Genomic DNA, 25,293 nt, shown 5'->3' with positions numbered 1-25,293 from the left:
CAGACTATTTATACGAGAAGTTTTGAGGGGGATAAGAAAACGTGAAATATAATCATTTAATCGTAGTTATTATGTTAGGAATGGTTTTCCTATTAGCTGGGTGTGGAAATAGTCCGGAAACACAAATATACAATCATTTAGAAGAGGCTGTTAAATTAGAAGAGGGTTTTCAGGAGCAACAAGATGAAATTACGAATCTAGAGCAGGAAGAACAGGAATTATATAAACAAATCATTGAGCTAGGGATTGAAGAATTAGATCAAATAAAAGAATATGCGGAAAGAGCGCTTGAGTCCATTGAGAAGAGAGACGAAAGAATAAACTTGGAGAAAGAAAGTTTAGACGCTTCTCGCGCAGAATTCGAACAGTCTAAAGAGTTGATTGAAGAAATAAAGGATGAAGATGTTAAAGAGAAGGCGTTAACGATGTATAACACGATGATCAATCGTTTTGAGGCATATGATAAGCTGAATCAGACATATAATGAGTCCTTAGAACTAGAAAAGCAATTATATGAGATGCTACAACGTGAAGATTTAGAGCAAGAAGCGTTGCAAGAACATGTAGAGAAGGTTAATTTAAAGTATCAAGAAGTAATTGAAGCGAATAGCCTTTTTAATGACTATACTTCTGAGTATAATGATTTAAAAAAGGACTTCTATGAAGTGGCGGAAATTAATGTGAAATATATTGATTAACGAAAACTAGCTTGTAAGAGAGCCTCCCTAGCATATGAGGGAGGCTCTCTTTTGTTCAAAATGTAACAGAGCCAAATTGGAACTATAACAGTTTAGCTCAGTGTTCAAGAAACTGTCTTAATTAGGATGTAAAAATATAAATCAAAGTAGTTGACCTATAGGGATTATATACGCTAAACTTTACATGTATTAAAAATTGTACCAGTATTTTTTGCAGAATTTATGTAACAGTTTTTGGCTGTTTCTCCACGTATGATTACAACCGATTTGCATGTAGACATAAATATGAGCAAATAGGTACAGATTTTCCAAGTTTTTGGGAAGGATAGTAAAGATAAATTAAAAGGATATATGAAAGGAAGAGGTGAACTATTTTGAAACACGTTTTAGAGAGTGTTGAAAGTCAGTTCGAAATGTTCCAGATTCTTAATGAAGATGGGAAAATTGTCAATAAGGATGACATGCCGGATTTATCAGATGATGAATTAAAAGAGCTTATGAGAAGAATGGTTTATACTCGTGTATTAGACCAACGTTCGATTGCACTTAACCGTCAAGGACGTTTAGGCTTCTATGCTCCTACTGCAGGTCAAGAAGCTTCACAATTAGGTAGTCATTTTGCCCTAGAAAAAGATGACTTTATCTTACCTGGGTATCGTGATGTGCCTCAGTTGATTTGGCATGGCTTACCACTATATCAAGCGTTCTTATTCTCTAAAGGACACTTCCATGGAAACCAAATGCCTGAGGGAGTTCATGCATTACCTCCACAGATCATCATTGGTGCTCAATATGTGCAAGCTGCTGGTGTTGGTTTAGGTCTTAAAATGAGAGGCAAAAAAGCTGTCGCAATTACTTATACTGGTGATGGTGGTACATCACAAGGTGACTTCTATGAAGGTATGAACTTCGCTGGAGCATATGGAGCTAATAATATCTTTATCGTACAAAACAATGGTTTTGCCATTTCTGTACCTAGAGATAAACAAACTGCTGCTAAAACATTAGCACAAAAAGCTGTCGCAGCTGGTATTGAAGGTATTCAAGTAGATGGTATGGACGTTCTTGCTGTATATGCAGCGACAAAACATGCTCGTGAACGCGCAATTGCTGGAGAAGGCCCAATGCTAATTGAAACAATGACATACCGCTATGGTCCTCATACAATGGCTGGTGATGATCCAACACGTTACCGTTCAGCAGATCTTGATTCTGAATGGGAGAAAAAAGATCCATTAGTACGCTTCCGTAAATTCCTAGAAGGTAAGAAATTATGGTCTGAGGAAGAGGAAAATCAAGTAATTGAACAAGCAAAAGAAGATATTAAAGAAGCTATTAAAAAAGCTGATCAATATCCTAAACAAAAAGTTACTGATTTTATTTCTAATATGTTCGAGAAACTTCCAAGTAATTTAGTAGAACAAATGGAAGAGTATAAAGCAAAGGAGTCGAAGTAAAAAATGGCACAAATGACAATGATTCAAGCAATCACTGATGCACTACGCGTAGAATTGAAAAATGATGAAAACGTGTTAGTGTTTGGTGAAGATGTCGGCCAAAATGGTGGGGTATTCCGTGCTACAGAAGGCCTTCAAAAAGAATTCGGGGAAAATCGTGTATTTGATACGCCATTAGCTGAATCTGGAATTGGTGGTCTTGCAATTGGTCTAGCATTGCAAGGATATCGCCCAGTACCGGAAATTCAATTCTTCGGCTTTGTGTATGAAGTAATTGATTCTATTAGTGGTCAAATGGCACGTATGCGTTATCGTTCTGGTGGTACTCATACTGCACCTATTACTGTTCGTTCACCATTTGGTGGTGGAGTACACACTCCAGAATTACATGCTGATTCATTAGAAGGATTAATGGCACAACAACCTGGTTTGAAAGTAGTTATTCCATCTACTCCGTACGATGCAAAAGGACTATTAATTTCAGCTATTCGCGATAATGACCCTGTAATTTACCTAGAACACATGAAATTATACCGCTCTTTCCGTGGTGAAGTTCCTGAAGGTGAATACACAATCGAGCTTGGAAAAGCAGATGTAAAACGTGAAGGAAAAGACGTAACAATTGTAACTTACGGTGCGATGGTACATGCTTCTCTTAAAGCTGCAGAAGAGCTTGAGAAGAATGGAATTGATGTTGAAGTAATCGACCTACGTACGGTTTCACCAATTGACATGGATACTATTTTAGAATCAGTTAAGAAAACCAACCGTGTAGTTGTGGTTCAAGAAGCTCAGCGTCAAGCTGGTATTGCTGCAAATGTTGTTGCTGAGATTCAAGAAAGAGCAATTTTACATTTAGAAGCTCCAGTATTGCGTGTTGCTGCACCTGATACGGTATACCCATTCTCAGAAGCAGAAGAAGTTTGGTTACCAAATTACAATGACATCATTGAAAAAGTAAACACAGTAGTGAATTTCTAAAAGTAAAAGGAGGCTATTTAAATGGCTTTTGAATTTAAATTACCGGATATTGGTGAAGGAATCCACGAAGGTGAGATTGTTTCATGGATGGTAAAAGAAGGCGACGAAGTTAAAGAAGATGACATTCTTTGTGAAGTACAAAACGATAAAGCTGTAGTAGAAATCCCTTCTCCAGTAGAAGGTACGGTAACAAAGATTTTTGTACAAGAAGGGGAAGTAGCTATCGTAGGTGATACACTTATTTCCTTTGATGCAGAAGGCTATGAAGATGCTGGAAGTGAAGAACCAGCTGAAGCTCCTAAAGAAGCAGCAAAAGAAGAAGCACCTAAAACAGAAACTGCTCCAACAAATGTACAGGCAGATGATAGTGTAGATGAAGGTAAACGTGTGATTGCTATGCCTTCTGTACGTAAATATGCTCGTGAAAACAATGTTAATATTAAACAAGTAACAGGCTCTGGAAATAATGGCCGTATCACGAAAGAAGATATTGATAATTTCTTAACAGGTGGCACATCTCAAGCTCAAGGTACAGAAGCTACTGCTACAGAAACAGCACCAGCAGAAGAAAAATCTGCTAAAGCACCTGTATTAGAAGGTGACTTCCCAGAAACTCGTGAGAAAATGAGTCCAATTCGTAAAGCAATTGCGAAAGCGATGGTTAATTCGAAGACGAAAGCACCTCACGTAACATTAATGGACGAAGTAGATGTTACAGAACTAGTTGCACATCGTAAGAAATTTAAACAAGCAGCAATTGATCAAGGAATTAAGCTTACGTACTTACCATACGTAGTAAAAGCTCTAGTTTCAGCTTTAAAACAATATCCTATTTTAAATGCATCTATCGATGATGCTACGGAAGAAATTGTTCAAAAACATTACTATAATGTAGGAATCGCTGCAGATACAGATAAAGGATTATTAGTTCCTGTAGTTAAAAATGCTGATCGTAAATCTATTTTCGCCATTTCTGCAGAAATTAATGAATTGGCAGAAAAAGCTAGAAGTGGTAAACTAGCACCAGATGAGATGAAAGGCGCTTCAAGTACTATTTCTAACATTGGTTCTGCTGGTGGTCAATGGTTTACACCAGTTATCAACTATCCAGAAGCTGCTATTCTAGGTATTGGCCGAATTGCTGAGAAACCAATTGTTCGTGACGGAGAAGTAGTAATTGCTCCAGTACTTGCAGTTTCCTTGAGCTTTGACCACCGTATTGTTGATGGTGCAACTGCTCAAATGGCCTTAAATCAAATCAAGCGATTATTAAATGATCCACAATTAATCATGATGGAGGCGTAAGGATTATGGTAGTAGGAGATTTTCCAATTGAATTAGACACTCTAGTTGTCGGAGCTGGTCCTGGGGGATATGTTGCTGCAATTCGTGCTGCACAATTAGGTCAAAAAGTTACAATCGTAGATAAAGGCGCTCTTGGTGGCGTATGTCTAAATGTTGGTTGTATTCCTTCAAAAGCACTAATTGAAGCTGGTCATTCTGTCGTTCATGCAAAAGGTAATGAAGATTTAGGTATTAAATCTGAAAATGTTACATTTGATTTTGCGAAGGTACAAGAGTGGAAAGCATCTGTCGTTAATAAGCTTACATCTGGTGTAGAAGGTTTATTAAAAGGTAATAAAGTGGATATCCTTAAAGGTGAAGTTTATTTTGTAGATAAAAATACAGTTAAAGTAATGGATGAAAAAACATCTCAAACATATACTTTCAAAAACTGTATTATTGCAACAGGTTCATCACCTATTGAAATTCCGACATTCAAATTCTCAGAACGTGTACTTGATTCAACAGGTGCATTAAATCTTAAAGAAGTACCGAAGAAAATGGTAGTAATTGGTGCAGGATATGTCGGCAGTGAGCTTGGATCTGCTTATGCAAACTTCGGAACAGAAGTTGTCTTCCTTGAAGGTGCAAAAGATATTCTAAGCGGATTTGAAAAACAAATGACTGCACTTGTTAAGAAACGTCTTAAAAACAAAGGTGCAACAATTGTTACAGAAGCAATGGCTAAAGGTGTTGAAGAAACAAAAGATGGCGTGAAAGTAACATACGAAGTTGGCGGAAAAGAGGAAGTTGTTGAAGCTGATTATGTACTAGTTACTGTTGGTCGTCGTCCAAACACTAGTGAAATTGGTCTTGAACAAGTTGGTATTGAATTAGACGAAAGAGGTCTAGTCAAAGTAGATAAGCAATGTCGCACAAATGTAGAAAATATCTATGCAATTGGGGATATTGTTCCTGGATTACCACTTGCTCATAAAGCTTCTTATGAAGGTAAAGTTGCTGCTGAAGCAATCAGCGGTGAAAAATCTGAGATTGACTATATCGGTATGCCTGCCGTAGCATTTGTTGAGCCTGAGCTTGCATCAGTAGGTTTAACGGAAGCTGAAGCGAAGGAACAAGGCTACAATGTAAAAGTGGCTAAATTCCCATTCGGTGCTAATGGTCGTGCATTATCATTAAACAATACAGATGGCTTCTTGAAGTTAGTTACACGTAAAGAAGATGGTCTAGTTCTAGGTGGTCAAATCGCTGGCCCTAATGCTAGTGATATGATTTCTGAAATTGGTTTAGCGGTTGAAGCAGGTATGACTGCTGAAGATATTGCTTTAACTATTCATGCTCATCCAACACTTGGTGAGATTACAATGGAAGCAGCTGAAGTTGCACTTGGAACACCTATTCATATGCTTTAATATTAACGTAAAGAGTGATGTTAGGTTCTTGTTGAACCGACATCACTCTTTTTTTGTACCATACTCTTAAATTCAGTAATAAAATCGATAAGGCTAATTTACTTAAATCAGATAGCTAGCCTATTTTTGACGTAATAGTACATTAACCTTTTCTTCTCATTTCAATTTCTTTAAATTCTTGTCTAAACGACTTTATCAGTGAGCCTACAATTAAAAGTAATATAATACTAAACGGGAAGGCAGCAATGATAGAAGCAGTTTGCAGTGCACCTAACCCACCCTGCCATAATAATACCGCAGCAGCACCAGACTGAATAATTCCCCAAATCAGCTTAACTGAATTGGGTGGATCTAGTCTTCCTCCAGTTGTTTGCATCCCTAATACAAATGTAGCTGAATCTGCTGATGTAATAAAGAAGGTACCAATTAACAAGATAGCTAAAAGCGATATGATGGTGGATAATGGGAATTGTTCAAGTATGGCAAACAGGACGGTTTCTTCACCAAGTTCACCTACATAATGAAAAATATCTAGTCCTTCAAAGAATTCTAAATGTATTGCCGAACCACCGAAAACGGTAAACCAAAGCGCACTAAAAATAGTAGGGACAAGTAAAACACCAAGTATAAATTCCCGAATGGTTCTTCCTCTTGACACTCTAGCGATAAACGTCCCGACAAATGGTGCCCAAGCAATCCACCATGCCCAGTAAAAAATAGTCCAGTCTTTGATCCAGGAAGTATTATCTTCATTAAAAGGTGTCATACGTAGGCTCATGCTTGGCAAATTTTGAATGTAATTGCCGATGGATGTAGTAAAGTAATTTAACATAAATGTGGTAGGTCCTAAAAATAACAGAAATATCATTAAGGCTACTGCAAGGACGATATTAGAGTTAGACAAATATTTCATTCCTTTATTCAAACCAGCGGATACAGAGAGCATATACAGAATTGTCACGATAACGATAATTAGCAATTGAAACAAGAAAGTTTGGTCGATTCCGAAGACAAATGATATTCCACCACTAATTTGTATCGCGCCAAATCCAAGAGAGGTGGCAACACCGAATACAGTTGCAAATACCACAATGAAGTCTATTATACTTCCCCATACTTCTTTTCCTTTTAAACCAAACAAGGGAACTAATATATCACTAACTAATCCTGATGAATGTTTTCTGAACTTAAAATATGCTAAAGCAAGTGCAATAGTGGCATATATAGCCCAAGGATGGAATCCCCAATGAAAAAGGCTATATTGAATAGCGGTTTTTGCTGCATCACTCGTCATAGAATCGCCATAGGGTGGATTGTGAAAATGTGACAATGGTTCTGCCGCCCCCCAAAAGACTAATCCAATTCCCATTCCTGCACTAAACAACATGGCAAACCATGTCAAATAAGAGTATTCTGGTTTATCGTTCGGTCTACCTAGCTTGATACCACCATATTTAGAGAATATAAGGAATAAGCAAAATAAGAGAAAACATGATGCACTGATTAAATAGAACCACCCAAATTTGTCTACAATATATGTTTGAATGGTCGAAGTAACTGCTTCTAGGTTTCCATTGGGTAACACACTATCCGGAATGATCCCCCAAATAATGAATAACAGACTAATGATTACTGAAATATAAAATACTTTCGTTACCTTATTCATATTAAATCAATCCTATCTGATTCTGTAATTAGTAGTGTCTATATTACTATCCCCAACTATTAGGAGAACTTTCGCAAAAATAAAGAGGTTGTCTTCTTTTTTTTCGTCGATTAAACTGAGTATATTAGGAGTAGATCATCAGGAGGGTGTTACATGAGAATAGCAGTTTTCGTTTTATCAACACTAGTTATTTTATTTTTATCTGCCTGTAGCCCCGGGCATGAACAAATTGAGGGAAGCAAGTCAGATGAGGTAGTAGGACAAACCAATCAAAAGTCTGAAAATGAAGTAAGTGAATTGGAAGAGGAAGAGACATCTAACGGGATAACGAAGGATAAGGAAGAGGAATCTAATCAAAAGAGTGAGGAAAATACAGAAGAAATTAAACCACAATACCGTGTTTCTGAAGATTGGTCAGTTGTTCCAATAGAAGATGGCATCAATGCGAAAGTTGTGTTACTTACCATTGATGATGCTCCGGAGAAGTATGCCTTACAAATGGCAAAAACGTTACAGGAATTAGATGCTGGTGCGATATTTTTTGTCAATGGGCATTTTATAGACACACCTCAAGAAGCAGAAGTATTAAAGGAAATTCATAATATGGGCTTTACCATAGGTAATCACACGTATTCTCATGTCAATCTTGAAAGCATAGTACATGATCCTGAAAAACAACGTGAAGAAATAGTTCGCTTGAATGATAAGATTGAAGAGATTATTGGAGAAAGACCTAAATTTTTCCGTGCACCTCATGGTATCAATACAGAAGACTCGAAAAAAATAGCGAAAGAAGAAAAAATGATAGTAATGAACTGGTCTTATGGGTATGATTACTTTACTCCTTATATGGATAAGGACAAGCTGATAGAAGCAATGGTAACAGGGGAAGGGCCAGAGGTAGATGTTCCATATTCTTTACTAAAGCCAGGAGCTAACCTCTTAATGCATGATCGCGAATGGACGAATGAGGCGTTAAGGGATATTGTGGAAGGACTTAGAGAACAGGGATATGAGATTGTTGACCCTGAGTTGATTGAGACAATAGAGTGAACTTCGTAAAATGGTACCAGTGAAAATTTTCACTGGTACTTTTTTTAACTAATATGTTATACTAATTACAGTTATTTATCTAATTGTTATATACTATAATTAGAATGTTATATAATAAAGAGGGGGCTGGTTTTAAATGGGTACAATCGTTTGTCAGCAATGCCAGGAGACTATTGAACATTATGAGAATGAAAAGGTGGCAATATTGTATGGCACTTGCCCAAAGTGTAAATCGAAGCAATGAATGCTTTAGTTAATTAAAAACAGCGATATATTATCCTCATATTATCCTCTTTAAAGTTGCATAGCTATGCAACTTTTTTATCATCAATAGGCGAGAAGACTCCCACCTCAAGGAATAGGAAATGAGTAGGTGGGAGATGAATCGCCATCTCTTGTTCGACTATTCAAGTGCTTCCATTCTTCCCTGAAATGACCTATCCACCTTGCAAAATATGGTATAATAGGGATATCGTGATACAGGAAAGAGGTGAAGGCAATGCTCATCAAAAAAGCCTATAAATTCCGCATCTACCCAACAAATGAATAGAAAAGACAGATTGCGAAAACCATCGGCTGTTCTCGTTTTGTCTTCAACCATTTTTTATCAAAATGGAACGACACTTACAAAGAAACGGGCAAAGGACTGACGTATAACGCTTGTTCTGCTCAATTACCTCAGTTGAAAAAGGAATTAAGCTGGTTAAAAGAAGTAGACAGCATCGCAGTCCAAACTTCCCTCCGAAACCTCTCTGATGCCTTCTCCAGATTCTTCCAAAAGCAAAATAAAGCCCCGCGATTTAAGTCCAAAAAGCATCCGGTTCAATCCTACACAACGAAGCAGACCAACGGAAATATCTCCATTGTAGACAACAAAATAAAACTGCCGAAACTTGGTTTTGTTCGCTTTGCCAAAAGCCGTGAAGTACATGGTCGTATCATCAATGCTACGGTAAGACGTAATCCAAGCGGAAAATATTTCATCTCTATTCTGGTAGAAACAGACATACAACCATTAGCAAAAACAGCATCCGCTATCGGAATCGACTTAGGCATCACGGACTTTGCGATTCTTTCTGATGGACAAAAGGTGGATAATCATCGGTTCACCGCCAACATGGAAAAAAAGTTAAAACGAGAACAACGCAAACTATCCAGACGTGCTTTGCATGCGAAAAACAACGGAATCAACTTACTCGATGCCAAAAACTATCAAAAACAAAAACGAAAAGTAGCAAGATTGTATGAAAAAGTGCTGAATCAACGTGCCGACTTCCTGAACAAGTTCAGTACAGCTATCATCAAAAACCACGATGTCATCTGTATCGAAGACTTGAACACGAAAGGAATGTTGCGCAATCATAAACTAGCGAAATCTATCGCTGACGTATCATGGTCTAGTTTTGTGACGAAATTACAGTACAAAGCGGATTGGTATGGTAAAACCCTGGTGAAAATAAGTAGAGGCTTTCCATCCAGTCAACGATGCTCTGCTTGTGGACATCACACTGGCAAGAAGTCGCTTGCGGTAAGGGAATGGACGTGTCCAGCCTGTCACACGCATCATGATTGAGATATCAATGCGAGTAAAAATATTCTAGCTGAAGGATTACGAATCGTAGCTTCGGCTTAAACCATATATAAAACCGTAGGGACTACGGGGATAGCTTGGTAAAGAAGAGAAACCGCTGTTAGTTAAGAAATACCACGAACAAGTACGCTCTGTTCCCAAGAATCCCCCACTTCAAACATCCTGCAAGGAGGTTAAGTGGGGGTAGTTCAAATTGTTTAAAAAGCATGGTAAGATGGGATAAGAAAGATGAAATGGAGGAAATAAAATTGAAATGGACTACTAGAATTACAGAATTATTCCATATAAAATATCCAATTATCCAGGGTGGGCTTGCTTATTTAGCATACGCGGATTTAGCTGCTGCTGTTTCCAATGCTGGTGCACTAGGACAAATTACTGCTATGAGTTTGCCTGGACCTGAAGAATTAAGAAGTGAAATTATACGAGTGAAAGAACTTACCGATAAACCATTTGGTGTAAACTTTGCTATCGGGCAACACAACCGACCGTACGAAGATATGGTGCAGGTGGCTATCGAGGAGAAAGTTCCGGTTGTTTCAGTGACAGGTGGAAATCCAAAAGGTGTTTTAGAAATGGTAAAGGAACATCCCATTAAGACATTAGTCTTAGTAGCTGCGAAACGACAAGCACAGAAAGCAGAGCAATTGGGAGCTGACGCTGTTATTGTTGTAGGACATGAAGGTGGTGGACACCTAGGAAGAGCAGATACGAGTACTTTTGTATTAACACCAGAAGTAGCTGATCATGTATCCATACCAGTCATTGCTTCGGGTGGTATTATAGATGGAAGAGGATTGATGGCTAGTCTTGCATTAGGTGCAGAAGGTATAGAAATGGGAACACGATTTATCGCAACGAAAGAATGTATTCATGCTCATCCAGTGTACAAACAGGCCATAATAGAAGCAGATGAAAATTCGACTGTTGTAATTAAACGTTCATTAGGGGCTCCAGCTCGAGCTTTAAAAAATTCCTGGACAGATAAAATATTGGAATTAGAAGAAAAAGAAGTTGGATATGATGGGTTAAAAGATTACATAAGTGGCGTAGCGAATAGGAACTATATTTATAAAGGTGAAATAGATCACGGGTTTGGTTGGGCTGGACAGGGGGTAGCTGGCATAGAAGATATACCTTCTGTAAAAGAACTAATCGAAAGAATGATTGCTGAAGCGGAAGAAATACGCAAACAGTGGAAGGAATGAGGTGAAGGAAAAGATGAATTACACATACCCCTTTGATTCAAGTTGGTCAAAAGAAGAGATAATTGATGTTGTTCAATTTTTTTCCTTAATAGAAAGAGCTTATGAAAAAGGGATCGACCGAGATATTTTGCTTGCTGGCTATCGAAAGTTTAAGCAAATTGTACCGGCAAAAAGTGAGGAAAAACGATATTTTCAAGAGTTTGAAAAAGACTCTGGTTATTCTTGCTACCAAGTCGTTAAAAAGGCAAGAGATAGTGAGAGTGGTCTAATTAAAATGTGATGAAAAAAAGGGAAGTTCCAATTTTATGTGGAATTTCCCTTTGCTATTATGATTGAAGTGCCATTCGGTAAAATGGAATTAACTGATCATAGGTATCCTTAATCAACTGAACTAATTCTTCTCCATTTGATACGATAGGATTGCTAGGGGAAAGATGTTTCCCAATAAGAAATTCAGCTTTTTTTACATCACGGAATCGTTCTACATGTTTAGCTTCCAAATCTTGAATAGATAACGAATCCTTTTTCATATGATCTAACGAAATAACAAAGTCTCCAGGCAGTTTCTTTATTTGATCAAAATTAGCTAAGTATGCTTTGGCAATTTCGCTTTTATTTTCTAATTCATAAATACACGCCATCCAAATAAATAAATGATCATCGAATAATCCAACCTGGAAATGCGGATGTTTTTTATAGCCTCTATTATTATGAGAAATGGCTAACCAAGTATCCTTTGGTGGATTTACTGTTCTTCTAGCATGCTTGGCAATATGGAGATAAACTTCATTACCTAATTGAGTAGAAAGATATTCTACCAACTCCTGTCCAATTTCTTTGAACTTTGGTTGGATTCGATTTTGTATTGCTTCCATTCTTGCATCTAATCCATCTATCTGAAATGTGTCAAAATCACTTTTGACAAATCCTCTAATACTCATGAAAAACACCTTTCCTATTTATTTATAGTTATTATTATGAACAACTGAATATAAACTAGTCAAGTGATTAAATCGTTATAGTACGATTTGGACAGTTATAAATGTGAACGAATTGAACAAAAACTCATATATATAAAGAAACAAACAGATTGTTCACGAAAACTTGGACAACACAGGTTATTTACCTAGGAATTCGATTGAAGGGATGTGTAGGCTGTTGAAATATATTTTAGAAGAAGTTAGAAGAATGGAAGAGAAGGAAAAGATTCCTGTTATCAAAATGGAGATTGATTATGAATTATTAACGCTTTATGATGCTTTACAGGAAAATGATAAAGTTCAGATTATTAAATCGAAAGAAAGACTAAAGCAGTTACGCGAAAATCTATTAGAGCTCTTAGATAAATAACCTCCTTTGCTCAAGGGGAGAAGCGCACAGCTTCTACTTCCTTGAGTGTTTTTTGGCAGGTTGACTGTAAACAATGACTCACTGAAGTAATGAGATTCTTACCGTTTAGTTATTGAATCGGCCATAATAGGTTTACTTTAACAAGGTTAATAAAAAAGTCCTCATGTATGACTAGCTTTTGAAATTCTGATACTATAAATAGGAGTAGACATATTGGAGGCTATACATATGGATAATAAAACACGTGAAGCGTTATTTCATTATGCTAAAGAATGGGTATTGGAAGCCGGAAATATTATACGGAATACAATAGATGACCCTTTAGAAATTGGTACAAAATCAAATCCAAATGATTTAGTAACTGAGATGGATAAAAACACGGAGAAGTTCTTTGTAGAAAAAATTAAAACAACATTTCCAAATCATTTATTACTTTCCGAGGAAGGCTTTGGGGATGAGATTGATTCTCTTGATGGAACGGTTTGGATTATTGATCCTATTGATGGAACAATGAATTTTGTTCAGCAAAAACGAAACTTTGCCATATCGGTTGGGATTTATCAGGATGGTGTAGGGGAAATTGGTCTTATTTATAATGTGATGGAGGATGAATTATACACTGCTTTACGGGGGCTAGGAGCATATAAAGATGAGAAAAAGCTTCCCCCATTAAAAGAAGGAATGATTCTAGAAGAATCTGTTATTGGATTAAATCATTTATGGCTTTGCGAGAACCGATTAGTTGATGAAAAAGTAATGCAGCAATTGGTGAAAACTGCACGTGGGACGAGAACATATGGCTCTGCAGCCTTAGAGTTTGCTTATGTTGCAGAAGGAATATTAGAAGGTTATTTAACAATGGGCTTATCACCGTGGGATATTGCGGCTGGAATGATCATTGTCAATGAAGTTGGTGGTGTAACAACGAATATTGATGGAGACCCGATTAATATGGTAGGAAGAAACGCTGTCTTTGTCGGTCATCCGGATGTACATAACCGTATCATTAAAGATTTTATTGTAAAAGGAAGAAAGTGACTCACGCCTGTGAGCCGCTTTTTTTCTTTTTATTTGCTATTCCAAAGCCCATGATAGCAAATCCTAACACAATAAATAATACAATCAACCAAATATTACGCATAGCAATTGCCAATCCTACTCCAACAAACATTGCTACAACGACTAATGCTAATAATAATGCTGGTATATTTATTTTTTTCATGTAAGACACTCCCTCTATTGTACAATATCTAGTATAAATCTTTTTGGGGTGATAGGAAAGATTAATTATCTGTCTTTCCGGTATCAGGCAAGAAGCCTTTTTCTGATACATAAAGGAACGGAGAGTTTTTCAAAAAACTGTTATAATGAGTCAATTTCATAATTGCTCTTTTTAAAAATACAGAATCCTACAGAATTTCTAAAATGTATTTTTAAAAACAGAAATCATGCTACTTGTTGCTGATTTAATTGTACATTAATTCGGTCTGCGGCTAACTTTGAAGCATTATAAATAAGGGTTACCATGTCAAAATGAATTTTTGCACGTTTCCCAGTACGATAGCGAACATTGTTCAGTTGAAAGAATTCTTTCAGATAGGCATTAACCCGTTCTACGGCAGTACGACGTTTGAAAATGTTTTTCCATGCTTGTGACCCGCGTGCTGGTGCGGTATATCTGCGAAGGTCTGAAGTGATTTTCACTTTATAAACCTTTTGGCAAATACCTTCATTAGCTAAGGGACAGTCGCTGCATTCCTTTGGTCTTGTGTATTTCAATGTTTCATATTTAGGATCAAAACTATCATAACGATAAGAATGCTCTCTGAAACAAGTTGGGGCAAAGTGTTTATCATAGCCAATGATTTCCCCTTCATTTCGCTTATTATACGCGATGACGGATTGTTGTCCCATTCGATGTACCTGCTCGTATATGGGTTCATAGTCATAGCCCGCATCCATTGTTTGATAACGTAATGGAAGGTGAAGGCGTTCCTGAATTCCTTTCAGTAAAGGGATAGCTGCCTTACCATCATTTAGACTCCCAGATGAAAAAAGAGCCTGTAGAATGTATTTGCTTGATGTACCAACGGCTAAATGACCTTTGTAGCCAAACCAAAAAACATTTTGTCCTTCTGAGTTCTTTTTCACGCCCCATTTAGGGTCTTGGGGAACTTCGGCACGTAGTTCGGCTAGGGGAACATCTAATTGGGCCACAATTTTTCTATCATATAAAGGTAAATTGGCTTCCGTTTCAGCTTGTTCTTTAAGCCACCCGTCACGCTCATCTTTTGATTTCCGACCACGTTTTTGGGGTTCAGATTTTGGCTTTTCTTCTTTTGGCTGCGCTTGGTCTCGTGCTTCAAAATGGGTTGCATCAATGGCCACTGTATCATCCGTGATGAAACCTTCTGCAATAGCCTGGAGGACCACTTTTTCTTGTTCTTTCTCAAGGATATCGCTTTCCTCCAATTTCGTTATGAGACGTGAATAGGAGGATTCTGAAGGCACATGATCAGAAACCAAAAAGCCACAATTTAACTTAAAAGCTAGATCATCATGAAGACGTTTTATAAGATCCTTCATCGTAGGGATGCGCTCTATGTATCTTACAAAGGTGGAGATAATCATGGCTGCATAGTTTAGTTCTTCCGGTGCACCCAACCGTGATTTTTTCGCCACTTGATGGTACATCGAATCCAAATCTACCGCTGAAATAATGGCTTCATATTTTTGGGTAGGTTCCATGTCAAATAATTCCTGTATGCCAAATAGGCTAGGTTGTCGTATAATAGTCATAAGAAGTACTCCTCCAGTCTTTTTATGGTTTGTGGTCAACTACCATTATACAAGATTTGGGGAGGTACTTCTTTTTTTATCTCTTAAACCCCTTGATACACAAGGGCTAAGAATTATGAAATTCATTCATAATGAATAGTTGTTGTTACGTAATCGTATAGCAAGCTAAATTACATGTTTAGCTAACACTAGCAAGTTTATTTTTTATTTAGTATGATTAGTGATGAATATACATAATGGGGGATTTGAATGGTTTATAATTATGTCATGGAACAATACGGTGTAGATCAAGTATTTAATATACTGTACGTTGCAAATTTAATCCTAGCTGCAATTGCATATAAATTAGGTTTTGCAAAAAAACTACCTATCTTAAAATCAGTTATAGTCTACATTTTGTTAGCCATAGGAATCTTCGTCCTTAATATTTTATTTATTATTATGCCAGCAACTCTTGCTGCACAACCACTACCTATGACGGAGAGTTTAGTTGTAATTTGTGTAGTACTTGCCATCTATCGTATTCGCATGTATTTGCAGAGGCAAGCGAAAAAAGCATAAAAGCAGGATTCTGAAAGCGATTTATGTTCTTGGCTAATATGGTGGGTATTTCTCACGCTATCCGTAGTTTTGATACGAAAAGTAAAAGGATTTTTCTATTACGATTCATTTAATTAACAAGAAATAATAAAATAAACAAAATTCCCTTACACCAAAAGTGAAATGGGAATTTTGTTTATTTAATCGGCTGCTTAAATTAACTCATCTTCTTTTTTCTTTTCTTCGTATAGACGGAATTTGTTTGTTGCATGGCGCTCTAACGTTCTTTCTTTTATACGTTCGTTACAGTTATCGCATAGGTACATATACGTTTTTTTATTTCTTAGTCTTTTTGCTTGAAGCGAATAATCCTCAATAATTTCAACGACATCACATAATACACATTTTACTTGCACATAACCACCTCAAATTGGACTATATTACCACTATAACATAACTAATCATCGATATGTTTATTTTCTATTAAGAAGAGGTACATTAAGAGAAAAGGTAGAAAGGATGGTTGACATGAAAAAACGTTATATCGTATCTGCTATTGGGGCAGGAGTTGCAGGATATTTAATAGGTGCTACTAAATTTAAAAAACATCCTTCTTCAAACAACAGTGAATTTAGTGAAGACTTGACCTTCTTAAAGGCTGGGAAGCCAGATGAGGTAGAAGAGTTGGAACTTGATCAACTTGAAAATGCTAAAATGGTATCCGAGGGTTCCCAGTTTGGTGTTCAATATTATAACAACAAGAAAGCAACGGAATAAGAAAGAGGCTGGGACATAACTAGCCAAGAATAATAAAAAAATGGTTCCGATCATCGTTTTTGGATGATTGGAACCATTTTCATTAGGCTATTGTCATTTTTTTTAAGTTAACTCGCTTTAGAGGCGGTGTACTTCCTTAGATTCACCGCCATTAACGCAAATCCTAATTCATTTTCTACTTTGGATTTGCCCCTCACTGACATTCGAGTGAAGCGCAAATTAGCCTTCAAAAATCCGAAGACTGGCTCTACGTCAATTTTACGTTTCCCATAGATTTCACCAGTTTCTTGATTCGAAAGCTGCTCTCTTATGTATTCTTTTTGCTGTTCCCATTTCTCGTTGTAGAAAACTTTTCGATTGTTTCCATCCTTTGCTTTTGTACACAAGGAACGTAATGGACAACCAGTACAGTCTTCACATTCATAAACTTTGAACGTACGTGTAAAACCGTATTTGTCAGTTCGGGTGGAAGTGTATCGGAATGGTAGTGTTTTATTATTTGGACAAGTAAATGAATCCTCTTCTTCGCTATATTGCCAATTGGCTATGTTGAAAGGATCATTCTTAACTTTCTTTTTCTTCTCCGTTCGATATTGATTAAAGGTAACGAGCGGCGTGCGTTCTCGTTGATTCATGACATCCTCATAATTTTGTTCACTACCATAACCTGCATCAGCGACAATATATTTTGGCAACTTGAAAAAGCTTTTCTCAATCGTATCTAGAAAAGGAATGAACGTGCGTGTATCTGTTGGATTTGGAAAGACATCATAGGCGAGGGCATACTGTCCTTCTGTCGCAAGTTGCACATTATAACCTGCCTTCAGTTGCCCATTCTTCATATAATCATCTTTCATACGCATAAACGTGGCATCGTGATCTGTCTTCGAATAACTATTTCGTTCTCCAAAGATTTCCATGTCATTTTGATAGTTTTGTTTTCGCTCCAGGTAATCCTTAAAATGCTTACGATATTGCTTAGGTACCTTACGTTCAGAGCGAAGCTGTTTACGTAGGCTTACCTCTTCGGTTGATTCAATCTTCTTATCAAATTCTTCTACCTTTTCATCTAACTTTTCCACTAGATTTTTAAGCTCTTTTGTAGAAAGTTCATCGGAACTTTCCCGTTCTATCTCTGGAATAATTTCTTTTTTTAATAACTCATCATACATTTGGTTAGACTTTTCCACCAAATTAGCACTATATTTTTCCACCGATTTTCGCCAAACGAAGGTAAACTTATTGGCATTCGCTTCAATTTTCGTTCCGTCGATAAATATTGCTTCTTCTTCAATTAATTTTTCTTGAACCAATTGACAGCGAAATTGTACGAAGCATTGACGTAGTAATTCTTTTACTTCTGGATGAACACGGAAACGATTGATGGTACGATAACTCGGTTCATAACCTTGGGCAAGCCACATCATACGGATACTGTCTGTAAGTAAGCTCTCTATCTTCCTGCCAGAAAAAACAGATTGCGTGTAAGCACAAAGAATAATTTTCATCATCATTCGAGGGTGATATGCTGGATAACCAGTCTCACGTAAAAAGAAATCAAATGCTTCGGCTGGAATACTCTCCACCACATCATTAACAGCGTAAGCAACATCATTTTCTTGTAATTTCATTTCTAAATCTATCGGCAAAACAACTTGATTCATGGTATAATGTTTGAACATAGGGATACCTCCTGATAGGTTATTGTGTGGTTACTTTAATTTTATCAGAGGGTGTCCTTTTTGTTTACTAAAAAGAGTAAGAATATTAAAAAAGACGTAGCACTTACCATTTTAAATGGTTAGCGCTACGTTTTTAATTATTTACTGGGGTTTTGTCCCAGCCTCATTTCTTATTCTTCACGCTTTTCTTTGTGATGTTTAGACTGTTCATCCATTATATCATCCATTTTTTTTCTTTCTTCATCATCATTTATGATTTGTTGGTTTTGATTCGGTTCTTCTGGTCGATGCTCTGGAGACGGGAAATCAGGCATATATCTACCAACTATAGCAGCTACTTCATCTAGAATGCCTTGTATAGGATAGCCTTGAGCAATTTTGTCATTCATTCGGCGGATTCTTTCTGTAATATCGGCATCTGCTACGACAACAGCTGTACGACCATATGGATCATGCTGAAGTGCTTCAATTACTGAATATTTAATGGTACCAACTCTTGACATATCTAATTCTTTATCAACATCTATCCCAACAACAGCATAAGGTCCAACAACGATAGCTACAGCATCGTCAACTTCGGGGACATCGCTTGCCACATGGGCTAAGTGATCTGCAATTTGCTCATTTGAAAAATCACGATCTTCCCGAGGTGCAGAATTCTTTACGTTAATTATTCTGTCATTTGGGTCTTCTTTTTCACTAGGTAAAGCCCGGTCCTCATCATTCTGTCCGCATCCTAAAAGAAAAAGCAAACATAATGCTATTAAGCTTAAACGAATATACATCTAAAACTCCTCCTAAAAATTGTGGATACAGGGAATAACTATACCGTTATTTTGGAGTATTAGATGCCAAATTATACAATAGAAAAAAAGGACCCTAAAAGAAACAGCGGTCTTGCTGACTTTTAGGATCCTTTTCATTCTACATTAGCTTATCTTAATTTTAGTAACACCTTTAATTGGATTGTCCTTATTAGATCCGTCTTTGAATAATAAATGCACAGGGCCATCTTCAGTTAACGGTTTTCCATCCAATGCAAACAGTAAGTAACTGTTGTATAAATCAGCAATCGAAATGACTATTTCTTTACGCTTTGTAACAAGTACTGCTTCTTTTGCATCCGCTTTAATTTCAGCGTGATTTAAAAAGTCGTCAATTGGCATTACGTAGGAATATTTTAATATATTCTCCCGTTCGTGCTTAGCTAAACTTCTATTAACAGGAGGTTTCGATTGGAATCCTACTGCTCTTTCCCATCTCTCTTGTGCTTCTTGAAAGTCATTTCGTTCATCTTTTTCTTCATGATTGGAGAATGCTTCTTCTAAAATAATTTTGCGATCATCAAATATCCATACGGTAGGATCCATTGTAATTTGGTAGGTAACATTACCAATAATAGGGACAATCATGTTTTTCCACCTTTCCGATAATATCTGTACCTATTAAGAATAGCAGACAACGTCAATAAATGAAATCGCTAAGCATTATATTCTAACGTCAATTTTTCCTAGTATTTCAATGAAGGAAAAGATTGCATTTTATAGTAGTAAAGGATAATATAATATTAGAGTAAATGTATATGTACAAAGAAGAAAACAAGCTTATTATCCTGATAAGGTTTGTTGGTGGAGGGGATATATTGATGCCAGAGGTAACGATAGATCATCGTGAAAAAGCCTATGCCCTTCTAAAGGCTGATGCTGATAAAATATTGCGGCTTATTGAAGTACAAATTGATAATTTAACGATGCCGCAATGTCCATTATATGAAGAGGTTTTAGACACGCAAATGTATGGTCTCTCACGGGAGATAGATTTTGCTGTTCGATTAAATTTAATTAATGAAGATGAAGGAAAAGCACTTCTTGAGAATTTGGAGAGGCGTTTAAACATTCTTCATGAAGCGGCCCAAAAATCTGTGTAACACGTATGTGTGTTTGGAAAGATTTTTTGGTAAAAACTTTGCCTGCATATGAAATGGCAAGGTTTTTTTGTTTAAGTAAGTGGGCTTTCAACATGAAAAAACATTTACTACTTGACGAATAGAGCTAATTCATTGAAAATTGAATAATTACCAATAGACTTGCACGGATACTAATTATAATCAGTTATCATAATTGGAGAGAGAAACGATGTTAACAAAATTAAAAGAATTTGATTTTACACTTCTTATAACACCATTAATATTAAGTGGATTTGGTGTTGTGATGATTTATAGTGCGAGCATGGTGCTAGCTATAGTGGAGGGTTATGAGAGCAATCATTATTTACTGAGGCAATTACAATGGTTTGCAATAGGATTATTTGGATTTCTATTTGCGACCTTTTTTCCCTATAAAAAGTATCAAAAGATAATTAAATTAATCGTTTTAGGGGTCATTCTACTGTTGTTAGCGGTAAGATTTTTTGGATATTCTGTGGGTAACGCAAAATCCTGGATAAATATCGGCCCGATTAACTTACAACCTTCTGAATTTGCTAAGCTTGGTATTATCATGTATCTGGCTTCCGTATATTCAAAGAAACAGGCATATATCAATAATTTCAACCGAGGGGTATTACCACCTTTAATTTTAACAGGATTTATTCTAGCATTAATTGTAGCTCAGCCTGATATTGGAACAGCTGCCATTATCTTTTTAATAGCGTGTACCGTCATTTTTAGTTCAGGTATTCGTTTTAAACATCTATTTATATTAGTTGCAATTGGGTTATTATTATTAGCAATCGCCGTTCCTAATATGGTAACTGAAGAAAGGATTAGCCGTTTTACAGGGGCCTATGCACCATTTGAGTCACCACATCTTGATGGTTATCAATTAATTCAATCGTATGTAGCCATTGGTGTTGGAGGGGTAACAGGAGAAGGTCTTGGACAAGGGGTACAAAAACTAGGGTACTTATTTGGTCCACATACGGACTTCATTATGGCAGTAATTGCTGAAGAGTTGGGCTTTCTAGGTGTCATTATTGTTATCGGTGCTCTAGCTATCATTGTATTACGGGGGATATTTATTTCACGTAAATGTAAAGATAGTTTTGGAGCGTTACTAGCGCTCGGTATTTCTTCTATGGTAGGCATACAAACATTTATCAACTTAGGATCGGCAAGTGGTATTTTACCGATAACGGGTGTAACCTTACCATTTGTTAGCTACGGTGGATCTTCATTACTCATATTATTAGTATCCATGGGAGTATTAAATAATATAGCAATGAATGTGAAAAAACAGGAACGTGAACCAGTTCCTGCAATGAAACAAGATATTCCAAATAATCCATTTATTAAAGGAGGAACAAGATGGTCAAGTTAAATAAAATTAAAAAAGTACTCGTTGCAAATCGTGGGGAAATCGCAATTCGTGTGTTTAGGGCATGCACAGAGTTAAACATTCGAACAGTTGCTATTTATTCAAAAGAAGATTTGGGCTCCTATCATCGCTATAAGGCAGATGAGTCTTATTTGGTAGGGGAAGGCAAAAAACCGATTGATGCTTATTTGGATATTGAAGGAATTATTGCTATTGCTAAACGTGTTGGGGTAGATGCAATTCATCCTGGTTATGGTTTCCTATCGGAAAATATAGAGTTTGCTAAACGCTGTGAGCAGGAAGGTATAATCTTTATAGGTCCCAAAAGTGAACACTTACATATGTTTGGGGATAAAGTAAGAGCAAGAACACAAGCACAAAAAGCTGGTCTTCCAGTAATTCCAGGTAGTGATGGTCCTGTTACGTCACTAGAGGAAGTAGAAGCATTTGGTCAGGAGCATGGCTATCCTATCATCATTAAAGCAGCTCTAGGTGGTGGTGGACGCGGCATGCGGATTGTACGAAGTGCCAATAATGTTCGTGAAAGCTATGAAAGAGCTAAATCGGAAGCAAAAGCAGCTTTTGGTAGTGAAGAAGTATATGTTGAGAAATTAATAGAACAACCGAAGCATATAGAAGTTCAAATTATCGGGGATGAATTTGGTAATATTGTTCACCTCTATGAACGCGATTGCTCCATTCAACGTAGACACCAAAAGGTAGTTGAGGTTGCGCCAAGTATATCATTAACAGATGAATTACGGGAGAAAATCTGTTCTGCAGCTGTTCAACTAATGAAAAATGTCAACTACGTAAACGCAGGTACGGTTGAATTTTTAGTGAAGGAAAATGACTTTTATTTTATTGAGGTAAATCCACGCGTTCAAGTAGAGCATACGATTACAGAATTAATTACTGGGGTTGATATCGTACAAACCCAAATCAAAATTGCAGATGGTCAACATATCCATGAACCATCAATCGGAATTCCTGAACAAGAATCGATTACAACTCAGGGCTTTGCTATTCAATCCCGTGTAACAACAGAAGATCCATTAAATAATTTTATGCCAGATACAGGGAAAATCATGGCATATCGGACTGGTGGTGGATTTGGTGTTCGTTTAGATGCTGGAAATGGATTCCAAGGTGCAGAAATTACCCCACATTATGATTCTCTGCTTGTAAAGGTGTCTACTTGGGCATTAACTTTTGAACAAGCTGTTTTAAAAATGGTTCGTAATCTTAAAGAGTTTCGTATTCGAGGTATTAAGACGAATATTCCATTTTTAGAAAATGTCATGTTACACAATCAATTTATGACTGGTGAATACAATACGACTTTTATAGATGAAACGCCAGAATTATTTGTTTTCCCTAAGCGGAAAGACCGTGGAACAAAAATGTTAACCTTTATCGGGGAAACAACGGTTAATGGATTTGAAGGCATTACTAAAAAAGAAAAACCGAACTTTGATACACCAATCGTTCCAAATGTAGAACATCTTGATTATGCACATGGAACAAAGCAAATTCTTGATGAAAAAGGACCAGAAGGGCTTGCAAAGTGGTTAAAAGAGCAAAAGGAAGTACAATTAACCGATACGACATTTAGAGACGCTCATCAATCGTTACTAGCGACTCGAGTTCGTACGAAAGATCTGGTTAAAATAGCTGAGCCAACTTCTAAACTTCTTCCTAACCTATTCTCTGTGGAGATGTGGGGAGGGGCAACTTTTGATGTTGCCTATCGCTTCCTTAAGGAAGACCCTTGGGAAAGGTTGTTGAAGCTGCGAGAAAAAATGCCAAACGTATTACTTCAAATGCTTCTACGCGCAAGTAATGCAGTAGGATATAAAAATTATCCAGATAACTTAATTCAGGAATTTGTTGAAAAAAGTGCGAATGGCGGAATAGATGTTTTCCGTATTTTTGATAGTTTAAACTGGGTAGATGGTATGAGACCTGCTATCCAAGCAGTTCGGGATAATGATAAGATTGCCGAGGTTGCTATGTGTTATACAGGGGACATTCTGGATCCAAACCGTACGAAATATGATTTAGCTTATTATAAGAAATTAGCTAAAGAGCTTGAACAATCAGGTGCGCATATTTTAGGAATTAAAGATATGGCTGGATTACTTAAACCGGAGGCTGCTTATCGTTTAGTAACAGAGCTAAAAGAAACAGTTGATATTCCAATCCATCTTCATACCCATGACACAAGTGGAAATGGAGTTTATATGTATGCTAGAGCGATTGATGCTGGAGTAGACGCTGTTGATGTTGCTAATGGACCGATGGCAGGGCTAACCTCACAACCAAGTGCACAAACATTATACCATGCATTAGAAGGGAAAGAACGTCAGCCAAAAGTGGATATTGAAAATTATGAGAAGCTCGGCCACTATTGGGAAGGTGTACGTCAGTATTACCAAGAGTTTGAGAGTGGCATGAATGCTCCACATACAGAGATATATCAACATGAAATGCCTGGTGGGCAATATTCTAATTTACGACAGCAAGCAAAAGCTGTCGGCTTAGGTGACCGGTGGGATGAAGTGAAATCGATGTATCGTCGTGTGAATGATATGTTTGGTGATGTCGTAAAAGTAACCCCTTCCTCAAAAGTAGTAGGGGATATGGCGCTCTTCATGGTACAAAACAATTTAAGTGAAGATGATGTGTACGAAAAGGGAGAAACCATTGATTTTCCAGACTCAGTGGTAGAATTTGCTAGTGGTTATATTGGTCAGCCATATCAAGGTTTTCCAAAAGAATTACAGCGAATCATTTTAAAAGGGAAAAAGCCGATTACCGAAAGACCTGGACAATTATTAGATCCAGTTAATTTTGATCATTTGAAGGAAACCTTATTTAATACGTTAGACCGTCAAGTAACAAGTTTTGATATGATTTCATATGCTTTATATCCGAAAGTATTTATGGATTATCACCAATTCTATGAATCATATGGGGACGTATCTGTATTAGATTCGCCAACATTCTTCTATGGAATGAAGATTGGGGAAGTAGTTGAAGTAGAAATCGAGCAAGGAAAAACACTGATTGTGAAATTAGTCTCTATTTCTGAACCAAGAGAAGATGGTACAAGAGTAGTTTATTTCGAATTGAATGGTCAGGCTCGTCAAGTTAATATCCGAGATAAGAGTGTCCAAACGAATGTTACGTTAAGACCGAAGGCAGATAAAACAAATAATAAACACATCGGAGCTACGATGCCTGGGACAGTGCTTAAAGTAGTGTGTGAAAAAGGGCAAGAGGTAGAAAAAGGCGATGAGCTAGTTATTACGGAAGCGATGAAGATGGAAACAACGGTTCAAGCTCCGTTTACCGGTGTAGTAAAAGCTATCCATGTACAGAATGGTGATACAATTGAAGTGAATGATTTATTAATTGAATTGGAATAGGATTCATGAGCGTTTCAAGTAAATTGCTG

Annotated in this window: 24 protein-coding genes and 1 pseudogene; 17 read left to right on the top strand and 8 right to left on the bottom strand. The window is 36.9% G+C overall.

The features are described from left to right. Positions 1 to 41 precede the first annotated feature (41 nt). The 5 genes from MKY78_RS00900 to lpdA all read left to right on the top strand — a co-directional run bounded on the left by MKY78_RS00900 (position 42) and on the right by lpdA (position 5,853). Positions 42 to 698, top strand: coding sequence for a YkyA family protein (locus MKY78_RS00900; RefSeq protein ID WP_339215494.1), 657 nt, complete (start codon positions 42 to 44; stop codon positions 696 to 698). A 413-nt stretch (positions 699 to 1,111) separates the two neighbouring features. Continuing rightward, positions 1,112 to 2,155: a pyruvate dehydrogenase (acetyl-transferring) E1 component subunit alpha gene (gene pdhA / locus MKY78_RS00895; protein WP_339217780.1), complete on the top strand. Its 1,044-nt coding sequence runs from the start codon at positions 1,112 to 1,114 to the stop codon at positions 2,153 to 2,155. Positions 2,156 to 2,158: 3 nt separating this feature from the next. Continuing rightward, complete coding sequence (locus tag MKY78_RS00890; RefSeq protein ID WP_339215493.1) at positions 2,159 to 3,136, top strand: alpha-ketoacid dehydrogenase subunit beta; 978 nt, start codon at positions 2,159 to 2,161, stop codon at positions 3,134 to 3,136. 21 nt (positions 3,137 to 3,157) lie between these two features. Continuing rightward, positions 3,158 to 4,441, top strand: a complete 1,284-nt coding sequence (locus MKY78_RS00885; RefSeq protein ID WP_339215491.1) for a dihydrolipoamide acetyltransferase family protein — start codon at positions 3,158 to 3,160, stop codon at positions 4,439 to 4,441. Positions 4,442 to 4,446: 5 nt separating this feature from the next. Further along, positions 4,447 to 5,853, top strand: coding sequence for a dihydrolipoyl dehydrogenase (gene lpdA, locus MKY78_RS00880; RefSeq protein WP_339215490.1), 1,407 nt, complete (start codon positions 4,447 to 4,449; stop codon positions 5,851 to 5,853). Positions 5,854 to 5,995: 142 nt separating this feature from the next. On the opposite strand, the gene MKY78_RS00875 is transcribed toward lpdA, so the two are convergent. After that, positions 5,996 to 7,519, bottom strand: a complete 1,524-nt coding sequence (locus MKY78_RS00875; RefSeq protein ID WP_339215488.1) for a BCCT family transporter — start codon at positions 7,517 to 7,519, stop codon at positions 5,996 to 5,998. Positions 7,520 to 7,672: 153 nt separating this feature from the next. Here MKY78_RS00875 and MKY78_RS00870 point away from each other — a divergent pair, with 153 nt between their 5' ends. The 5 genes and pseudogenes from MKY78_RS00870 to MKY78_RS00850 all read left to right on the top strand — a co-directional run bounded on the left by MKY78_RS00870 (position 7,673) and on the right by MKY78_RS00850 (position 11,651). Then, a complete protein-coding gene (locus tag MKY78_RS00870) occupies positions 7,673 to 8,572 on the top strand; it encodes a polysaccharide deacetylase family protein (RefSeq protein WP_339215487.1) in 900 nt (299 codons plus the stop codon). 136 nt (positions 8,573 to 8,708) lie between these two features. Further along, a complete protein-coding gene (locus MKY78_RS00865; protein WP_339215486.1) occupies positions 8,709 to 8,816 on the top strand; it encodes a GapA-binding peptide SR1P in 108 nt (35 codons plus the stop codon). A 255-nt stretch (positions 8,817 to 9,071) separates the two neighbouring features. Then, positions 9,072 to 10,205 (top strand): annotated as a pseudogene (gene tnpB / locus MKY78_RS00860) (IS200/IS605 family element RNA-guided endonuclease TnpB). Between the two features lie 206 nt (positions 10,206 to 10,411). Further along, a complete protein-coding gene (locus tag MKY78_RS00855) occupies positions 10,412 to 11,371 on the top strand; it encodes a nitronate monooxygenase family protein (protein WP_339217778.1) in 960 nt (319 codons plus the stop codon). A 13-nt stretch (positions 11,372 to 11,384) separates the two neighbouring features. Then, a complete protein-coding gene (locus MKY78_RS00850) occupies positions 11,385 to 11,651 on the top strand; it encodes a UPF0223 family protein (protein WP_339215484.1) in 267 nt (88 codons plus the stop codon). A 46-nt stretch (positions 11,652 to 11,697) separates the two neighbouring features. Here the strand turns inward: MKY78_RS00850 and MKY78_RS00845 are convergent, their stop codons facing one another. Continuing rightward, positions 11,698 to 12,312, bottom strand: coding sequence for a DUF1054 domain-containing protein (locus tag MKY78_RS00845; protein WP_339215482.1), 615 nt, complete (start codon positions 12,310 to 12,312; stop codon positions 11,698 to 11,700). Positions 12,313 to 12,529: 217 nt separating this feature from the next. Between MKY78_RS00845 and MKY78_RS00840 the strand changes: the two genes are divergently transcribed. Both MKY78_RS00840 and MKY78_RS00835 read left to right on the top strand, forming a co-directional pair. After that, complete coding sequence (locus MKY78_RS00840) at positions 12,530 to 12,721, top strand: hypothetical protein (protein WP_339215481.1); 192 nt, start codon at positions 12,530 to 12,532, stop codon at positions 12,719 to 12,721. A 228-nt stretch (positions 12,722 to 12,949) separates the two neighbouring features. After that, positions 12,950 to 13,759, top strand: coding sequence for an inositol monophosphatase family protein (locus MKY78_RS00835; RefSeq protein WP_339215480.1), 810 nt, complete (start codon positions 12,950 to 12,952; stop codon positions 13,757 to 13,759). Position 13,760: 1 nt separating this feature from the next. On the opposite strand, the gene MKY78_RS00830 is transcribed toward MKY78_RS00835, so the two are convergent. Both MKY78_RS00830 and MKY78_RS00825 read right to left on the bottom strand, forming a co-directional pair. Continuing rightward, positions 13,761 to 13,943, bottom strand: coding sequence for a DUF5325 family protein (locus MKY78_RS00830; protein ID WP_339215478.1), 183 nt, complete (start codon positions 13,941 to 13,943; stop codon positions 13,761 to 13,763). A gap of 224 nt (positions 13,944 to 14,167) precedes the next feature. Beyond that, complete coding sequence (locus MKY78_RS00825; protein WP_339213071.1) at positions 14,168 to 15,520, bottom strand: IS1182 family transposase; 1,353 nt, start codon at positions 15,518 to 15,520, stop codon at positions 14,168 to 14,170. A 249-nt stretch (positions 15,521 to 15,769) separates the two neighbouring features. Here MKY78_RS00825 and MKY78_RS00820 point away from each other — a divergent pair, with 249 nt between their 5' ends. Continuing rightward, complete coding sequence (locus tag MKY78_RS00820; RefSeq protein ID WP_339215477.1) at positions 15,770 to 16,081, top strand: YlaH-like family protein; 312 nt, start codon at positions 15,770 to 15,772, stop codon at positions 16,079 to 16,081. 191 nt (positions 16,082 to 16,272) lie between these two features. Here the strand turns inward: MKY78_RS00820 and MKY78_RS00815 are convergent, their stop codons facing one another. Next, the gene (locus MKY78_RS00815) at positions 16,273 to 16,476 is read right to left on the bottom strand and encodes a YlaI family protein (protein WP_339215476.1); all 204 of its coding nucleotides are present in this window, start codon (positions 16,474 to 16,476) and stop codon (positions 16,273 to 16,275) included. 112 nt (positions 16,477 to 16,588) lie between these two features. Here MKY78_RS00815 and MKY78_RS00810 point away from each other — a divergent pair, with 112 nt between their 5' ends. Beyond that, positions 16,589 to 16,837: a hypothetical protein gene (locus MKY78_RS00810; protein ID WP_339215475.1), complete on the top strand. Its 249-nt coding sequence runs from the start codon at positions 16,589 to 16,591 to the stop codon at positions 16,835 to 16,837. A 107-nt stretch (positions 16,838 to 16,944) separates the two neighbouring features. Here MKY78_RS00810 and MKY78_RS00805 read toward each other — a convergent pair whose 3' ends face one another. The 3 genes from MKY78_RS00805 to MKY78_RS00795 all read right to left on the bottom strand — a co-directional run bounded on the left by MKY78_RS00805 (position 16,945) and on the right by MKY78_RS00795 (position 19,931). Continuing rightward, positions 16,945 to 18,519, bottom strand: a complete 1,575-nt coding sequence (locus tag MKY78_RS00805) for an IS1182 family transposase (RefSeq protein ID WP_339212999.1) — start codon at positions 18,517 to 18,519, stop codon at positions 16,945 to 16,947. Between the two features lie 170 nt (positions 18,520 to 18,689). Then, positions 18,690 to 19,304, bottom strand: coding sequence for a YhcN/YlaJ family sporulation lipoprotein (locus tag MKY78_RS00800; protein ID WP_339215474.1), 615 nt, complete (start codon positions 19,302 to 19,304; stop codon positions 18,690 to 18,692). A 144-nt stretch (positions 19,305 to 19,448) separates the two neighbouring features. After that, positions 19,449 to 19,931: a hypothetical protein gene (locus tag MKY78_RS00795; RefSeq protein ID WP_339215473.1), complete on the bottom strand. Its 483-nt coding sequence runs from the start codon at positions 19,929 to 19,931 to the stop codon at positions 19,449 to 19,451. A 233-nt stretch (positions 19,932 to 20,164) separates the two neighbouring features. Here MKY78_RS00795 and MKY78_RS00790 point away from each other — a divergent pair, with 233 nt between their 5' ends. The 3 genes from MKY78_RS00790 to pyc all read left to right on the top strand — a co-directional run bounded on the left by MKY78_RS00790 (position 20,165) and on the right by pyc (position 25,264). Next, positions 20,165 to 20,446, top strand: coding sequence for a YlaN family protein (locus MKY78_RS00790; protein ID WP_186868555.1), 282 nt, complete (start codon positions 20,165 to 20,167; stop codon positions 20,444 to 20,446). Positions 20,447 to 20,654: 208 nt separating this feature from the next. Beyond that, entirely contained in the window at positions 20,655 to 21,836 is a 1,182-nt protein-coding gene (ftsW, locus tag MKY78_RS00785) for a putative lipid II flippase FtsW (protein ID WP_339215471.1), read from the top strand. Continuing rightward, positions 21,824 to 25,264: a pyruvate carboxylase gene (pyc, locus tag MKY78_RS00780; RefSeq protein WP_339215469.1), complete on the top strand. Its 3,441-nt coding sequence runs from the start codon at positions 21,824 to 21,826 to the stop codon at positions 25,262 to 25,264. Before ftsW ends, pyc begins: the two co-directional genes overlap by 13 nt. Positions 25,265 to 25,293: the final 29 nt, after the last annotated feature.

This window comes from Ornithinibacillus sp. FSL M8-0202 (genome assembly GCF_037975285.1).
Classification (GTDB): Bacteria; Bacillota; Bacilli; order Bacillales; family Amphibacillaceae; genus Ornithinibacillus; species Ornithinibacillus massiliensis.
The sequence above is the reverse complement of the archived record's forward strand: the minus strand, read 5'-3'. Positions and strand labels throughout refer to the sequence as shown.

Coding starts and splice junctions, on each gene's coding strand:
- MKY78_RS00850 (WP_339215484.1), top strand. CDS start 11,385: ATGAATTACACATACCCCTTTGATTCAAGTTGGTCAAAAGAAGAGATA.
- MKY78_RS00875 (WP_339215488.1), bottom strand. CDS start 7,519: ATGAATAAGGTAACGAAAGTATTTTATATTTCAGTAATCATTAGTCTG.
- MKY78_RS00835 (WP_339215480.1), top strand. CDS start 12,950: ATGGATAATAAAACACGTGAAGCGTTATTTCATTATGCTAAAGAATGG.
- MKY78_RS00810 (WP_339215475.1), top strand. CDS start 16,589: ATGAAAAAACGTTATATCGTATCTGCTATTGGGGCAGGAGTTGCAGGA.
- MKY78_RS00825 (WP_339213071.1), bottom strand. CDS start 15,520: ATGACTATTATACGACAACCTAGCCTATTTGGCATACAGGAATTATTT.
- pdhA (WP_339217780.1), top strand. CDS start 1,112: ATGTTCCAGATTCTTAATGAAGATGGGAAAATTGTCAATAAGGATGAC.
- MKY78_RS00790 (WP_186868555.1), top strand. CDS start 20,165: ATGCCAGAGGTAACGATAGATCATCGTGAAAAAGCCTATGCCCTTCTA.
- MKY78_RS00795 (WP_339215473.1), bottom strand. CDS start 19,931: ATGATTGTCCCTATTATTGGTAATGTTACCTACCAAATTACAATGGAT.
- MKY78_RS00845 (WP_339215482.1), bottom strand. CDS start 12,312: ATGAGTATTAGAGGATTTGTCAAAAGTGATTTTGACACATTTCAGATA.
- MKY78_RS00870 (WP_339215487.1), top strand. CDS start 7,673: ATGAGAATAGCAGTTTTCGTTTTATCAACACTAGTTATTTTATTTTTA.
- MKY78_RS00830 (WP_339215478.1), bottom strand. CDS start 13,943: ATGAAAAAAATAAATATACCAGCATTATTATTAGCATTAGTCGTTGTA.
- ftsW (WP_339215471.1), top strand. CDS start 20,655: ATGTTAACAAAATTAAAAGAATTTGATTTTACACTTCTTATAACACCA.
- lpdA (WP_339215490.1), top strand. CDS start 4,447: ATGGTAGTAGGAGATTTTCCAATTGAATTAGACACTCTAGTTGTCGGA.
- MKY78_RS00820 (WP_339215477.1), top strand. CDS start 15,770: ATGGTTTATAATTATGTCATGGAACAATACGGTGTAGATCAAGTATTT.
- MKY78_RS00805 (WP_339212999.1), bottom strand. CDS start 18,519: ATGTTCAAACATTATACCATGAATCAAGTTGTTTTGCCGATAGATTTA.
- MKY78_RS00865 (WP_339215486.1), top strand. CDS start 8,709: ATGGGTACAATCGTTTGTCAGCAATGCCAGGAGACTATTGAACATTAT.
- MKY78_RS00800 (WP_339215474.1), bottom strand. CDS start 19,304: ATGTATATTCGTTTAAGCTTAATAGCATTATGTTTGCTTTTTCTTTTA.
- pyc (WP_339215469.1), top strand. CDS start 21,824: ATGGTCAAGTTAAATAAAATTAAAAAAGTACTCGTTGCAAATCGTGGG.
- MKY78_RS00890 (WP_339215493.1), top strand. CDS start 2,159: ATGGCACAAATGACAATGATTCAAGCAATCACTGATGCACTACGCGTA.
- MKY78_RS00885 (WP_339215491.1), top strand. CDS start 3,158: ATGGCTTTTGAATTTAAATTACCGGATATTGGTGAAGGAATCCACGAA.